Source organism: Ammoniphilus soli, assembly GCF_040813775.1.
This window is the reverse complement of record NZ_JBEGDL010000064.1, coordinates 1-15,234: the sequence shown is the minus strand read 5'-3', so window position 1 is coordinate 15,234 and position 15,234 is coordinate 1. Positions and strand designations below refer to the sequence as shown.

The 15,234-nt window shown below is 40.3% G+C and carries 14 protein-coding genes, 1 pseudogene and 1 riboswitch; all 15 genes and pseudogenes read right to left on the bottom strand.

Annotation, left to right across the window (positions count from 1 at the left end; translation table 11 throughout):
* Nucleotides 1-376 (bottom strand): OB-fold nucleic acid binding domain-containing protein (locus ABLT31_RS36975; protein ID WP_462976588.1); only part of this gene is annotated, 376 nt, incomplete at its 3' end.
* Between the two features lie 136 nt (nt 377-512).
* Nucleotides 513-683, bottom strand: coding sequence for a hypothetical protein (locus ABLT31_RS36970; protein WP_367760727.1), 171 nt, complete (start codon nt 681-683; stop codon nt 513-515).
* Nucleotides 684-1,038: 355 nt separating this feature from the next.
* Complete coding sequence (locus tag ABLT31_RS36965; RefSeq protein ID WP_367760726.1) at nt 1,039-1,272, bottom strand: hypothetical protein; 234 nt, start codon at nt 1,270-1,272, stop codon at nt 1,039-1,041.
* A gap of 577 nt (nt 1,273-1,849) precedes the next feature.
* Complete coding sequence (locus ABLT31_RS36960) at nt 1,850-2,167, bottom strand: tyrosine-type recombinase/integrase (RefSeq protein WP_367760725.1); 318 nt, start codon at nt 2,165-2,167, stop codon at nt 1,850-1,852.
* 271 nt (nt 2,168-2,438) lie between these two features.
* A riboswitch (cyclic di-GMP riboswitch) is annotated at nt 2,439-2,523 on the top strand.
* A gap of 508 nt (nt 2,524-3,031) precedes the next feature.
* Nucleotides 3,032-3,238: pseudogene (locus ABLT31_RS36955) on the bottom strand (IS110 family transposase); the annotation flags it as partial.
* Nucleotides 3,239-3,769: 531 nt separating this feature from the next.
* The gene (locus ABLT31_RS36950) at nt 3,770-4,879 is read right to left on the bottom strand and encodes a GerAB/ArcD/ProY family transporter (protein WP_367760724.1); all 1,110 of its coding nucleotides are present in this window, start codon (nt 4,877-4,879) and stop codon (nt 3,770-3,772) included.
* Nucleotides 4,880-4,892: 13 nt separating this feature from the next.
* Complete coding sequence (locus ABLT31_RS36945; protein ID WP_367760723.1) at nt 4,893-5,126, bottom strand: hypothetical protein; 234 nt, start codon at nt 5,124-5,126, stop codon at nt 4,893-4,895.
* A gap of 6 nt (nt 5,127-5,132) precedes the next feature.
* Nucleotides 5,133-6,314, bottom strand: a complete 1,182-nt coding sequence (locus tag ABLT31_RS36940; protein WP_367760722.1) for a Ger(x)C family spore germination protein — start codon at nt 6,312-6,314, stop codon at nt 5,133-5,135.
* Between the two features lie 53 nt (nt 6,315-6,367).
* A complete protein-coding gene (locus ABLT31_RS36935; protein WP_367760721.1) occupies nt 6,368-7,966 on the bottom strand; it encodes a spore germination protein in 1,599 nt (532 codons plus the stop codon).
* A gap of 987 nt (nt 7,967-8,953) precedes the next feature.
* On the bottom strand, nt 8,954-9,169 hold the full coding sequence (locus tag ABLT31_RS36930) for a hypothetical protein (RefSeq protein ID WP_367760720.1): 216 nt from the start codon (nt 9,167-9,169) through the stop codon (nt 8,954-8,956).
* Between the two features lie 881 nt (nt 9,170-10,050).
* Entirely contained in the window at nt 10,051-12,243 is a 2,193-nt protein-coding gene (locus ABLT31_RS36925) for an MMPL family transporter (protein WP_367760719.1), read from the bottom strand.
* Between the two features lie 945 nt (nt 12,244-13,188).
* Complete coding sequence (locus tag ABLT31_RS36920) at nt 13,189-13,425, bottom strand: hypothetical protein (RefSeq protein ID WP_367760718.1); 237 nt, start codon at nt 13,423-13,425, stop codon at nt 13,189-13,191.
* Between the two features lie 231 nt (nt 13,426-13,656).
* Complete coding sequence (locus ABLT31_RS36915) at nt 13,657-14,379, bottom strand: hypothetical protein (protein WP_367760717.1); 723 nt, start codon at nt 14,377-14,379, stop codon at nt 13,657-13,659.
* Complete coding sequence (locus ABLT31_RS36910; RefSeq protein WP_367760716.1) at nt 14,345-14,557, bottom strand: RNA polymerase sigma factor; 213 nt, start codon at nt 14,555-14,557, stop codon at nt 14,345-14,347. The genes ABLT31_RS36915 and ABLT31_RS36910 overlap by 35 nt, the downstream gene beginning before the upstream one ends.
* Nucleotides 14,558-14,565: 8 nt before the next feature.
* Nucleotides 14,566-14,904: an RNA polymerase sigma factor gene (locus ABLT31_RS36905; RefSeq protein WP_367760715.1), complete on the bottom strand. Its 339-nt coding sequence runs from the start codon at nt 14,902-14,904 to the stop codon at nt 14,566-14,568.
* Nucleotides 14,905-15,234 lie beyond the last annotated feature (330 nt).

Here is a 15,234-nt window from a genome sequence, read left to right as displayed (position 1 = left end):
GAATCCCTCTCACCGTTCGGTCAATGGTCTCCATGAGATCTGCTGCAGGTACTGGAGCACTTTTGACAAAGTCAGATACTTGGTACCCATCCTCATCCGTTGCCAAACGAATTTTAATCACCTTCGCCTGGAGCTTTTCTTTGTATGTAGAAACAACACCTTTTACCTTTACGATCCTTCCGGAGAAGAACGTCTCTTTATCCAAATCACTTACATCCCAAAATTTCAAGGGGATTTCTCCCGTAGAATCACAAATCATCATATCGAAGTAATCCCGGCTATCCGAGGTCTGCTTGATATCAGCAGATTTCAAAAGGTAAAAGCCTGTAAATTCCATGCGGTCTTCGAAGTTTATAATTTGTATAAAGTGATCCATTTTCTCCCTCCATTATGTTTCTTCATACTTTGGCTCGGTTAAGATCCAAAATCATCATTTCAGGCTCTCCACTCCTGAAAACATCACCAGAATCTCTCACTTTACTTGATATTCTTGTTCAACAATCTTGTGTCATTCATGCTCCCCATAAAAGCTGTACAAATCCATTCTTATCCTTCATGATTTTAAATACGCCCTTCTCTTCTGCCTTTTTGATCACATAATTAATGGAGAAAACCGTGATTTTTTCTTTGGAATCCTCCGTCATTTGATGAAGAATCACATCCAGAGAATTTTGGTCCTGCACCCGGCAGATAACTCCAATAAAATACTATATTCGAAAAAACTGAATCCCATCGATTTATAATTCTCGACCAAAATCCGTGGAATCCGGTAACCATCTTCGATCTTACCTTCCTGATGATTTTTTCAGATCCTTTTCAAAACTCTCGATGATTTCCTGTTTTAATAGAGGAATTTCAAAATGATGAATATCCTTTTATACCAATAAGGACAACCGACTATCTAGCAAACGTTGAAGAGATTGCTTGACTTTGGTTTTACTAAGACCTGTCAGGGCAGCGATATTATCATGAGATGAGAATCTAACATGTCGGGAATATAACATAATGATAAGAACACGATCAAATCATGAATATTGATCAGATCTTGATCTCGATCGAAAGCCATAAAAGCGACAGTTGGAGCTGGAAAGGTACCCGATTCCATGAATTGGTCAAACTGAAATTTATTTTTCCTTCTTCTCCCATGTCATATCCTTTCGCACCAAACAAAACGAAGTCTTTATAGGCCATGGAGAGAAATTTCTTTTGTCCTATTTCGAGTCTTTTCCCTTTAAAAAAGCCCTTGGGAACCTGGGTTATAATGGATACCAAATGATTCCCCTCCTTCATCTTTTCGAGTTACTTCCATCGTATAACATAAATGGAAAATATCAAGTCTCTTTGAAGTGATTACTAAAACGGGTTCTCTTATGATGTTGAACATCAGGATTTTTAAAAACTGAATCATGAACCCTTAAGCACGGCTTTAACGTCCAGAAAGTCATGGTTTGATGAACATGTGCCCACTCTATGAATCTACTTTCTTTCATCATCCATCCATAAATCGATGTTCAGACTACTATATGATCCAGAGTTTGAACACGTTCTTTCAATTGGCATGAAATTTGCTATAAATAAAAATGAGATCCTTTTACAGAAAAGCCTTATCGATGGCAGCCTCGAATTCTTGGTAACTCGACTTACGATATCGCCGGGTCATCTTGACGTCTGCGGTCCTGAAGAGAAAACCCTCTTCTTCATCCTGTCATGTGGCCATATATCCATTCTCCTGTTGGAAGAGTGAGGCCTATCGATCGATCCTTCTTCTACTCTCCCCTTACAAGTGAATCCCTTGAATATAATCATTCGCCGCCTTTGCCTTCTTCTCTTCTACATCATGTAAATAGATTTAAGTCGTAGAGATATCCGAATGACCCAGCATCCGTTGAACTTCGTGAATCCCTGCACCTCCATCCAAAGCAAAGGTGGCAGCCGAATGGCGTAACCAGTGGGGAGACACCTTCTGAGGTTGGAAGTTGTCCCCTTTGTACTTGGTGATTCCTGCCCGACGCGCCGCCCTTTCAATCATATAGCGGACCACGCGGTCATTGAGCGATCGTTTTTCCGCATTCACGATAAGCGGTTCTTCCGGTGGGCATCCGATCGTCAGGGAAAGTCCAAAGAAATGGCGATGTTCCAAAAGCAGGCCGTACAAATCTCTTCTCAATCTCACCCTCTTTTTTCTACTCATGTGGTTTCATCAACCATCCATAAATCGATGTTCAGACTACTATATGATCCAGAATTTGCACACGTTCTTTCAATTGGCATGATATTTGCTATCAATTTTTACCTTGACGAAGAGCAGGGCAATTTTGTCCCCTTGTATAGTATTTAACTCTCACTAATCAATGTAAAAACTGCTTAAAGATTCTTAAAAATATGCTCAAACTAACACAATTTAGGTTAAAATAATAATAAGAATTACAGTTTAATTCCAACGATAAAGGCAAACTTATCGAAAGATAAGGACGCAAAGCCAACAGGTCTAAGGTTCCTAACTATGACGGCTGGGTTGCCGAAAGGAGAAGATGAATGTCTTATGTAGTACTTTGTATTGCTATTTTACCTGCTATGGTTTTAAGTATTTTGGTTGGACTAAAAGAATGATAGGCCAGCACAAGAATTTTACCGTTTTTCATGAAATATCTATATTCTATTGATAGGAAAAAAGGCGAAACTCCGCTTTTTTCCTATCTTTTTAACCCCATTAAGCAGAAATTTATCTCATTAAAAACTTGGTAATGAGTCTACTGCTTCAGCCAAATCTTGATAACTATCCTTAAATACCGGGAAATCGTCGGAATGCCTAGCCCGTCGTCCAGATTATCTACTCACAGCATGTATACTGAAATTGATGAAGGTTAATTCCCTTTTACTATAGGCTTCAATCATGGTTGGGATCCCCCGAATCGAAGGGTTACAAAATAAAGGTTTTGTTACGGTATTATATAATTTCATCAAATCTACAAAATACGTGTGTTTTTTCATTTAATTTTTCAGCTAATTCTACATAGCTTTTATAAGGAATAACGGAAGCCAGCTTAATATTGGCTCCTTCTAATACCTTTTGAAACCAATTCGTCTCACGAGACCTTTCTTCAATGAAACTACGACGATACCGAACTAACTCTCGTAATTCTCGTTGGTTTCGATCGGGGATGTAACTAGCCTTAAGCAAGTCATGACGTAAGAGATCACAGATCCACTCCGCATCTTTCACATCGGTTTTCGCCCCAGAACAGCATCAAAAAGAGTAACGAATTCGAAAGCAAAGTATGATTGATCTTATGAAGCAACTGGTAACTGAAGGTTGGTTAAATGAACCGGAGACAAATGGAAATGGATATACCGTGGTGTTATCACCTGAGGAAATGGAACGACAATTGGAAAAATGCGGTTCCCCTTATAATCCGTTCCACATTCTACGTTTTTCCCCTCAAAAGCCGGTTTTTCCTAGACTAAGGAATCATCGCCTTGTATAATGGGCTTTTTCACTTCGATTGCCATTAAGGACAGAATCTTGAATATGTAACACAATGATATTGAGTAATATTTGGGTAAACACGTATCTTTAGTTGACGAATTCCGTTAATGAAAAATAAGCTGAACATAGTGACTCACATAATGCAATTTCTCTCTTAACATATAAAAAGCATCCATATTTTGATGTTCTCATTTCTCCCTATTCAAGGTTACCAGAGGTAAAATTTATGTTTTAGACTAAGGCTAGTCATCACCTATTTACTGTAACTCCCTCTCCAAATAATTATTGGCTTCTTTCGTTTTTTAAAAGCTTTTGTTTAATCTTGGCGATCACTAAAAGAAACAATGGCATAAAAAGACCGAACACGAGAGAATAAGGTGTCCAAATGGTGGCAACAAAGTTAATAAAATAGCTCATATCGGGAGCTATCACAAGGGCTAGGACCACTAGGATCACGGCCATCGGAAGAGTCAGAGGGCGATAATCATGCATCTCTAATGTTTGTGCAAGCACTAATGCGGAAACGTAATAACAGATCTGCAGTTTAAAAAAAATGGTAATAATCCATAATCCGGCCATAATGGCTTCTACCCGTTGGATAAAATTAGCAATATCTATTTTTTGAGCCAATGTATAGCTGGGAAAATGTTCATTCGCTGTTTCCTCGGCCCCCAAAACTAAAACAGCCAACAATGTAATCGAGACGATCACGATTCCCCCAATCAAAGTTCCCGCTAAAAAGCTTCTTCCAGCTTCCTTTATTTGGTTTACATAGGGAAGAATCATCAAAAACAGAACAAGCTCCAGAAATGGAAAACCCATTAGCATAAAAGCGGCATGAAGGATGGGATTTGCTCCTTTTGCAAGAACAGGCTGGATTTTTTGAAACTCAACATGAGGAGTAAGAAATAAAACTATCAAAAGGAAGAGAATAAACACCCAGGGAAAGAAAATTTCGGAAGTGCGAGCCATGTTTTCCAGGCCATAACGCACTCCCATAATGACAATGCTTAAAAAAAGGATATGGATCGATTCAATCGGTGTTTCCGGCATGATCGTTGATGTAAAGAAATTACTTATTTGTCGAAGCAACATAGCACAAAGAAGAAATGTATAGGTAAAAAATAAGAAGGAGGTTATTTTCCCCATCCACTTCCCCAAAATTTCCTGGCTGTATTCAACCAAGGTCATATTCGGAAAAAGACTGCTTAACGTATTGTATAACCATGCCAGCAAAAGGCCTACCCCTGCAAGGATCATCGCGGTCATCCAAGCATCTTGCTTTGCTTCCGCAGCAATAAATTTAGGTAACAGAAGAATGGAACTGCCAATGGTAAATAAGATAACGAGTATCATAAACTGGCGGGGTGCAATTTTACCGTTTTCTTGCATCGATATCACCTTTTCACTTGAATAATCCTGAAATAACATCACTATAAGGCTGGAAGATGGCTGTAATCCCCTCGAATGGGTTAGGGATGTTCACATCTTGCTGTTCCAAAATATTAAGCCCCACCCCAAAAAGGAGCAAAATGGAAAATACCCATAGATCCCTCCTTTGCTTTTTCTTCAAAAGGGAGGGGACTTCGATGAACATCATGATAACCCCTATCACTACTATTCCAGCAATGGACCACATCTGGATTTATTCCTCCATCCTTTCCTGAAAGGATTTTTTCGTTTTAAATACACGTCGGATATCCGCCTTCACTTTGACATTGACCTGTAAATCTTGAAATTCCTTATCCCAATCCGCTTTCACTTTATCCCAATATTTAGGATTAGTACGGTTGATCACAGCGCCAAACCCGAAAATATCCGATTGATATTTTTTCTGTCCTGCTTTTATTGCCGCTTCTATGGATCGTTTAATATCCTGTTCCGTTAATTTCTCTAATTGATTGATTACTTCCGTTTTCGATAAATCGATATCACATTGTGCCTCGGCTACATTGCCTTCTACACGAATGTTGACTTCCATACGAGGTTTACCGTTTACTTCCTTAAATTCGCTATCCTCCTGAGTACGAAGCACTTCTACAACTATATTCTTCTTCCCTTGAGGACAAGGAAAGACAACGACCGTGCTTTTGATCTCACCCTGGGTATAGTTATATCCTATGCTTTCCTCTTCATTTAACCAGCCGACCAGTTTATCTTTTTTAAATACGGCAAGGTCGTTAAACTGCAAATGTGTAATGGGTTCAATTAGTTCCGCATTCTCCTTGGTTTCGCCCACTTCCTGATTTCCGCTCACCTTAATGCCTGTCAGTACAGCTTCTTTTCCTTTACTGATAAGATCTGACATGAACTGGTCCATTTTTACGGCACTTGTTGCCCCCCAAGCATCAGACGAGGTTTCAAGAGTACCTTGCATTTTACTGGCTGGGATTCGTTCCAGGGGAGTATAAATCTTAAGGATGTTCTCAGCCTTCGTGCCCCTGGCTACCACCACAAAAAAATCCTTTCGATAGGCGTGGTCTCTGGTTATATGATCCAGAACTTCCCCCAGCCCTTCTTTTGCTAATTCTTCACCGATAATAAGGATCTGGAGTTGCGCCGCATAAATCTTTCTTGTACTCTTGGTTGTTATTCTTCGGGCAACCTCCTGTACACTGCTTCCCGTCTCTTGAAACAAAGTGACAGGAGCAGCGGTAGAAGAAGCGCCGCCTTTGGTAGCGATAGCTCCCGGATTGACGACTTGATGAGAAATCGAAATTCTATCCCCCTTTTTATCAACCCCCATCGCTGTAGAGACCGCAAGTTCGTTCAATTCGACCCGATTCCAGCATCCGGTAACCGTCATCAAAAGGATGACAGAAATCAACCATAAGACCAACTTTCGTTTCGTAACTACTCCTCCTTTCTCTATATAAAATCCTATTTTTCCCTTCGCGGTTCCGGATTTGGCGTAGGCGGATTGTCTTCACGGGTGACATTTTTTTGACTCACAAATCGAGGCCTCGAGAACATTCCCCACCAAGGCGCACGAATAATTGCATCTTTTTGATCTGCCATCACCATGGGGCCAAATGGAGCCATATACGGAACCCCAAAAGAACGCAATTGGCATAAGTGCTGTATGACAGCAATGACCCCTACAATGATGCCCAATAACCCGAAAGAAGCAGCCAAACCCATCATTCCAAAACGCAAAATTCTGACGGAAATGGCCAAATTATACGCGGGAATGATGAAACTGGAGATGGCGGTGATGGATACTACGATCACCATGGCAGCCGATATGATGCCCGCTTCTACGGCTGCTTGTCCAATGACTAAGGCCCCTACAATCGATACCGCCTGTCCTACCGCTCTGGGCATTCGAATCCCAGCTTCACGCAAAAGCTCAAAGGTCACCTCCATTAAAAGAGCTTCAATGAAGGCCGGAAAAGGCACCCCTTCCCGTTGGGCCATCAGGCTAAATAAAATTTCGGAAGGCAGCATTTCTTGATGAAAAGTCGTAATGGCAATATATAAAGACGGCCCCAGCAAGGCAATAAAAAAAGCCAAATAACGCAACAATCGCAGTAACGTAGAAATGTCTGACCGCTGGTAATAATCTTCCGCTGCCGAAAAGAATTGCGAAAAGATGACCGGAACTAAAAGGACAAATGGGGTTCCATCCACAAAAATAGCGATGCGTCCCTCCAAAAGCCCGGCAGCAATGACATCAGGCCTTTCTGTATGAAATATCGTAGGAAAGGGGGTGTACGTTTCATCCTGGATCAATTCTTCAATATAACCGCCTTCCAAGATGCTGTCTATTTCAATCCGCTTCAGCCGTTTCCGGACCTCCTCGACGACTTTCCCATTCGCTATTCCTTGAATGTACATCATATTGACAGCGGTCTGGGTTCTCCTTCCAATGGTCAAACTCTCCAACCAAAGGTTAGGGTCTTTAATTTTCCTTCGAATCAAAGCGGTATTCGTCCGTATGTTTTCAGAAAAACCCTCTTTCGGCCCGCGTATAACCGTTTGAGAAGACGGTTCTTGAACACCGCGGTCTTCCCATCCTCTCAAACCAACCAGCAGACCTTGAGAATGTCCCTCAACCAGGATGGCTGTATCTCCTGATAAGATGGATGGAAGTAGGGTTTCGAAATCCGATACATCCTTGATGCTCCCTACTGGAAGAAGCTCTTTTAACAGTTGTAAAGTATCTCGTCTGGATGATATATCCAAATCTACATCACTTTGTTGGATATCCAACATTAAAGATTCCATGATAAATTGGTTGACAGATTGGGCATCAGATAAACCTTCTGTAAAGATCAGAGCTATTTTGATACTCCTGTGCTTACCAATGCGAATTTCCCTTATGACTACATCCGGGCTATTTCCAACCGCTTCCGTGATATGTCGAATGTTTTCTTGAAGATTAGTTCGTAACGGTCTTTTTTCCCCAATATCTTGATTATTGGGGTTTGAATTAGGTTTAAATATTCTTTGGATGGTTTTGAAAATACCCAAAAACATATCATCTCCTGTTTACAACTTCGATCTTAACCACTTCTCTGAACGCCAGGAACGTTCTTTTATTTACGAAAGTAAACATTATTTCTCGCCAACTATCCGTTCTAGCATGAACAGCATGAAACCCAGTGAACTCAAACCAACAACAATAGACATACGTCTTCTGCGATTAAATCTAATCTTGGGTACTGCTTACCTTAGGTAGACGTTTATATTCTTGGCGAATTAATTTTTCAACAATTTCTTTGATGGAACTTCCAGTAACTTGTTTAATTTGGTTTACCATTTTCTTAACCTCCGGATCTGCTTCAATTACTATTCGAGCATGCACTTTCAATGCCTTCACCTACCAAGTTTTAAATGTTTGTTATGTATGTTATGGATATTAACCAATTAGTTGCCATCTTATTCAATTTGTTTCTCAATCGTGCTCTTATTAGATTTATGTATTCAACTACCTCTACTGCCCGTCGTACTAAAGTAACCATTCTGTCTCAATAACGAAGGTATTTGAGATGATTTCGCACCTACTTCTTTATCATGAATTTGATATCTAAAATAATGATTCAAAACTTATCTTCAAAACAAAGTCTCAATCCAAGGACAGATTGAGACTTTGAGACAAGTATTTTAATCTGAAAGATATATATTCCAGAAAATTTATTAGCGTATGTTTTCCGCGTTTTGTTGGTACTCTGCCAAGACAAATATCGCAAATAGTACAGAAAATAACCTCAAATCATTAACCTCTTTCCGTTTTTCCTTATTATAACAAAAGAATAATAACATCGTGGTTAATATAGCTTTTGAAGTATCCTGCCCTTTTCGCGGAGCTATGAAGCAGGAGACGGATGCCGATTCCGTTCCCCCGCTATCGAATCCCGTTAGCGTAACAAATTTCTCAACTTCAAAATGTTAAAAATTCGCCCTTGGGAGTTATGGTTATCAAAGGGGTTTGTTTATCGTTTTCAATTGATAACGAAATGTTTTTCAAAGAAGACCTGATAATTTATCCATAAACTCAAATACGGCTTTAGCTTCCGTTATTTTGTTTATTTCACGAGGGCTTACATCAAACTCCACTTCCTCCACGGAAAAGAAATGACAAGCAATATCGACACCCTTGTATGTAAACCTCGAATAGATCACCTTTTCCTTCCTTGCTTTAAAAATATCGGTTATATCATTAGGAATTTCATCACTCATTTCACCATCAATCGAAAAAGTAAATTGGTTTAAGTTCTTAATAAACTCCCATATGATTTTCCAATCTTCTAAGCTGGTTTGTGTCCCTCAGACTTCCATCGTCAAAAAAGATTTTGTTCATTACAACATCTTCGTTAATCACAAGGTATTCACCACCTTTTAACGGACGCAGCTTCGTTTATCGAAACAATCGAATCCCGTTAGCAACAAACATTTATTTTCCTGTTATGACAAATATAAAATAGAGTGATATTGCTAACAATATCGATCTTACTATGGTCAAACCTTTTACTTCATCATCCTTGCGATCTCTTATTTTCTTTCCTAGAGCAACACAATTTATGAAAAATAATATCAACCCAATAATGGCGATTATTACAGGAATCATATAACTCACCCCTTTTATAAACATGGAAATCATTAGCAATATATTTCAACAGAACATCATTATTACCTTCTTTAACTTTTCTTCCCATTAACGGAGCAACGAAAAATGGGATGCCGAAGCATCCCGGATATCACACTATCGATCTCCGTTTGTTGAATAGACTTCACAATCTGAACGGAACGGAATGGAAAACGTAGTTCGAATTCTTACCGCTTATTAGTTTATTTCGTTAACCTGCCTTTAGTTCAGTAACGAAAAGAGGAGCAGCAATGATAAGCTGCTCCTGAGCTATCGATCTCCGTCCCTTATCAGTGTCTTGGCTACACCCCTATATCCCTTAAAAAAATCTCAACATTAAATAAACCCTTTTTTCTTGAACGTCAGGAAAATGCGGATTTACACATTAAGAGTGTTTTATTAAGCGGATGTTTTACGAACCGTACGCTCTTCTTCCCATAAGAAGAGGACTGAAAATAATTTCCTCCGGTATCGATTACCTGCCGCCTAACCATCCCGGTGCCCACCAGTTCGCGTGCCCAAGAAGTTTCATCAATCCCGGGACGACAACGATGCGGATAAACGTGGCGTCTATAAAAATAGCGCAGAAAAGAGCGATTCCGAGTGCTTTAGTAATCTCGATGTCAGTAAAAATGAAGGAACCGACCACGACGATCAAAATGAAAGCCGCGCTGGTTATCAGGCTCCCGGTTTTTCTGAGCCCTTCAGCCGTGCTCCTGTCGTTGTCTCCGGTCCTTTCGTACTCCTCCATGATCCTTGAAATCAAGAAGACTTCATAGTCCATGGAAATCCCGAACACTACACAAAAGATGGTTACCGGAAGGACGAAGCTTACGTAACCTATAGAGGTGATGTTAAGCGCCTCCGCCATCCAGCCATTTTGAAACACGGCTACAACAATACCAAGACTTGCGCCCAAACTCAGCAAATTCATTAAAACGGCTTTAAGTGGCAGGAGAACTGATTTGAATGCAAAAAACAGAACAAGATACGTAACCGCCATAACAAATCCAACCAAAGTCGGAAGGCCCTTGTTGATTCTGTCCAGCATATCTACGCGATACGCTGTACCCCCTGTAACCAAAGTCTCCAGGGAACCCGAATCCAGGCGCCGGATATCCTGGACCAAAGCAGCCGCTGCAGGGGACTCCGGATCGGATTGCGGAACGACCACAAGAAGAGCCGCATGGCCTTTAGCTAGCTTTTGCTCCTCTAAACGTTGCTTCATAGGGTCATAGAGAAGTTTGGCAGTCACATCAGGCGGTTGGTTTCCCAATACAGTGATAAAGCTCCTGACTTCCTTCACTCCGGGAGTACGGCGTATTTTATCAGAATAATCCTGGATCTCCCGGATGGTACCCTCCTGCCAGACCGAACCTTGCGCCTCCATATAAATTTGAATCGGGTTCATCTCCCTGGAATCATATGTCTCTTTCAGCAAATCCGCGCCAAACCGGGATTCATATGACGGGGGAAGAACCTCCGTAGTCGGCACGCCGAGCTTCATGTTTCCGATTGGCAGCATCAAATAGACCAAAAGACCGCTCATCAGGAGAACAAGAAACACGGGGCGTTTCATGACAGCAAAAGCAATCCGCTCCCACAGGATGGAATTTCCCCTCCTGCGCTGTAACGCAGGCAACACCCTGAGACTGTTAATCTTATGGCCGAATATTCCCAGAAGGGCGAGAAGCAAGGAATTGGAAATGGCTACCGAAGCCAGTATAACCAGTACCCCTCCAAGACAAAGGGCGCGCATAATGGGCAAATCGATAAACAACATGCCGAACATTCCGATCCATACGGCGAACCCTGAGAAAAAGATGGACTTGCCTGCCATCTGGCTCGTCATCGCCACCGCATCACGCACGGGCTGCTGTTTCAGTTCTTCACGGAAGCGGCTGACAACAAACAGCGCATAGTCGATGCCAACGGCTAGACCGACCATCATGATCATATTGGGCAAAAAGTTGGACAGCGAATACCTTTCGGCTATAAAATAAATGATTCCAAGCGTAATGGCGACGCTCATCACACCTACAATCAAAGGAAGAACTGCCGCCGACAAGGTGCCGAAAATGATCAACAGCACAATCAAGGCAATTGGCAGGCCCAGCATCTCCGCTTTGGTCATATCATTTTTGACAGCTTGCTGAACATCATAAACGGTAGCCGTACCGCCGTTTACATAGACTTTCATGTTATCAGGCGGGCGGATTCGATTCCGGAGTTCCGGATATTTATTCACAGCTTCATTCCTGTTTAGACCAAGTTCGACGTAAACCGATTGGATGTCGCTTCTTTCAGCGAGACGTGGGGTTTCATTTATCTTAATGTTTCTGACATAGGGCAGATTTCTGAGCTCATCCAGAGAATCGAGGATTGTATCCGTTGCATTGGCACTCGTTAAATCCAGGGAATCACTGGTATATACCAAAGTAAGCATGGCGGGCGCAAAGCCAAGCTGCTCTTCAAGGCGGATCAGGCCAACATCGGAATCGCTTCCCACTGGAGTGAAACCGTTATCCTTCAAAAGGCCCGGCACCCTTTGGGCAAAAAAAACCAATCCGGCGAAAAGCAGTATCCAAAATAGGACTACAATCCATCGGTATCGATACATGGAAAGGCCCCAACTCCAAAATAATCCTTTTTTCCCCGATTCTCTCATCCGTATTGCCTCATTCCTGGTGTATTGTGATCATTTAGCTTTGGAGTATATGTTTTACGAAATCGCCAGTTTTTATAAATCGTTCACTTTTCCCTACAAAACCGGTGATATTGAACTCTTGAAACTTCTGGGAAGCAATGAATGATTCCCACGAAAACAAACAAAGAGGCCCACCTTATTTTTCAGTAGCTTTGCATTAAGCAAAATCAGATTTGTAAAGTATCAATTGGCTCTAGGTGGTAAGATATAGCCCAGTGCTGGGTATTTGGTCTAATGCAGAAATAAACTTTAGAGAAGAAGAGCAGAACTTTTCCAACTATATAACTCCTCTCGAAAAGTTCAAAGAAATACCATATTCTCCTTACGTCAGAAAAATGAGTTTAACTGATATCAGAAAAATAACAAGTTTCCTATTCATGTACCCGAAAAATCGATGGTTGGAAACGAATCGAAAGTGTCGGAATGACTACTAAGGTCTTTTCAGGTGGAGGAAATGTTCAATACTCATCTTCATCTGGGAAGACAACAGTATCTGGTTCGGAAACAATAACAACAGATGAATTAACAAAAGGCGAAGTAATAACCTTCTTATTTAGACCTTTATGTTAATCAAGATGGACAAAGAATTGTGGTCGAACAACGATATAGTGATGTTATGACACAAGCTTTACAGAACAAAGCCGATGCTTAGAAGCGGATTTCCAAAACATTCGAAGAAATTGGAGGGCTTTGGTGATGACTTATCTATCCTTTCAGACTTACAAAAGGGTAGAAAACGTTTAGCCTTGTATAATGTCAATCTAACATATCTGTTTATTAAACATTCCCCGCCCGTCTGTTCAATAAGACAGGCTGTCTTCGGTTAACAGACAGCCTGTTTCGGCGTTATTTAACTCTTGAATCCCGTTCAATAACTTTTTTGAGCAAATCCATGTTTTATGTACCTTATTGTTGCTTATCCTTGCTATTCATTAAATAAACCCCTACACCAATAACCAGTATTATTAATATTATCGAGAATAGTGGTATCGATGGAGAACTCGAACCAATTGTAGCATTATCCGATTTTATGAACCCTGCAGATTCTTTTATTGCATTAGATAACTGGTCAAACCCATATGCAATTACTGCTGTCAATAATGAGAACCCAATTAATAATAATCCTGCTATTCGATTATTCAACTACTTCCCCTCCCAAAAAGAAGTAAAATTGCTCTTTTCTCATCTTTGATTTTACACCAATATATGGTTTTTGCATCAAGAATAACGCTATTCCATGTTCTGTTCTAACCTGCTCGTTACCGCAACAACAAAGCACGGGGACGGATGCCAATCCCGTCCCCGTGCTATCGAATCCCGTTAGCACAATAAGATTCATAAAACAATTCGTTAAGAATTGTAAAGAACAAACAATTATTGTTCTCGATTAACTAAAGGTATTCCATTCAATAACCTTATTAAATAAAAAACATGACTTTTAACCTGTTCCTTCTCCGATACCGATAACTGCCTCCGTTCATCAAATTCAATACCTTTTGGCGGTTTTTCGGGAGCAAGAATAGTTAAAGGTTTATTCATTTTTCTGTTCTTTCCCTCTATAAACTTTGTTTTATTATTGGTTTGATTTCCATTCAAATCAATTATGTGTACCGAAGATCGTACCTCACTTTCTATAAAATTACCGTACTTATCATGATAATCACTCAATTCAAACGATGTTCTTTTCTCTACACCTTCTTCTATTTTCTTGATAATTTCTATTTCGTTAACTTTCCTATAAGGAATTAGGACAGGATCTTCAGTTGGGTATTCCTCTGTTTTTATGGTGTATACTTCAATTTGGACTTCATCTGCTGATTCCATTAAACTGCTTATATTTGGGGATGATGTGAGTGAATGAACTGCATTAATTAAAGTTTCTTGCCCCCCAAACATGAACCAGATAGCAACACACAGAGGAGCAGTACAAGCTACCGTAATTTTTACGAGGCGAGAAAGCTTTTGCTTGATACTTATTCTTCTTACCTTTTTCATAAATCTTTCTTCATTCATAACATTAGCCGGAACTTGCGACTTCAAATCCGAATAATATTGCTTTAAATCATCGACCAATTCCTTCTCGTTTAATCCATTCATGAACATCTCCTCCTCTCGTTGAAGAATAAAACTTTGCTAGTTTTTTTAAGGCGCGATGATAATCAGTTTTGACTTTAGCTTCGCTACACTGCAAAATCTCTGCCGTTTCCTTAATGCTTAATTCTTTAATCCCACGCAGGAATACTACCAAACGATGATTAGCATTTAACTTCTGCAAAGCCCGTTCTAATTCATTCCACCGTTCTTTCGATCTAATGCCTCTTCTGGAATACCTACTTTTGAGGAAAGTTGCTTAAAAAATTTGTCAGGTAATAAGCTGTAAAACTTTTGTTTTCGGTAATAGTCGATTGCTACATTTTTGGCAATAGATAATATCCAACTTTTTAAACTCGAACGTCCTTCAAAAGAGGGTAGTGCTTTATAAAGCCGAATAAATACTTCCTGAGTTAAGTCGTCTATACTATTTTTATCTCGTGTAAAAAACAATAAAAAGGCTTGTACTTCTGTGTAATATTCCCGGTATATTTTCTTGATATTTTGTTCCTGATTCTCTCCAACATACAAAGCGTGTTCCCCCCTTCCCTAAAAACTCGTCATTTAATAGTCGTATGAGATTCTCAAAAGTTACAAAAATTTTCTAGTTAAGCAGATCCCTTTTTTAACAGCAAATTAGGCTGCTTGTTAAGCAGCCTAATTATAACGAGTTATTACGCTATACTAACCCTTCGTAGCGACGAAAAGCAGAGGGTGGATGCCGATCCCGTTTCCCTGCTATCGATTCTCGTTAGCAGAACAACAAAAAAGGATGCCGAAGCAACCTTGTCAGGTAACATCTCCACCCTTAATATTTGAAAGTTATCGCATTAATACTTCTGTAAAAATGGTCATTGTAGC

Coding starts and splice junctions, on each gene's coding strand:
- ABLT31_RS36945 (WP_367760723.1), bottom strand. CDS start 5,126: ATGTGGTCCATTGCTGGAATAGTAGTGATAGGGGTTATCATGATGTTC.
- ABLT31_RS36930 (WP_367760720.1), bottom strand. CDS start 9,169: ATGAGTGATGAAATTCCTAATGATATAACCGATATTTTTAAAGCAAGG.
- ABLT31_RS36935 (WP_367760721.1), bottom strand. CDS start 7,966: ATGTTTTTGGGTATTTTCAAAACCATCCAAAGAATATTTAAACCTAAT.
- ABLT31_RS36925 (WP_367760719.1), bottom strand. CDS start 12,243: ATGAGAGAATCGGGGAAAAAAGGATTATTTTGGAGTTGGGGCCTTTCC.
- ABLT31_RS36950 (WP_367760724.1), bottom strand. CDS start 4,879: ATGCAAGAAAACGGTAAAATTGCACCCCGCCAGTTTATGATACTCGTT.
- ABLT31_RS36915 (WP_367760717.1), bottom strand. CDS start 14,379: ATGAATGGATTAAACGAGAAGGAATTGGTCGATGATTTAAAGCAATAT.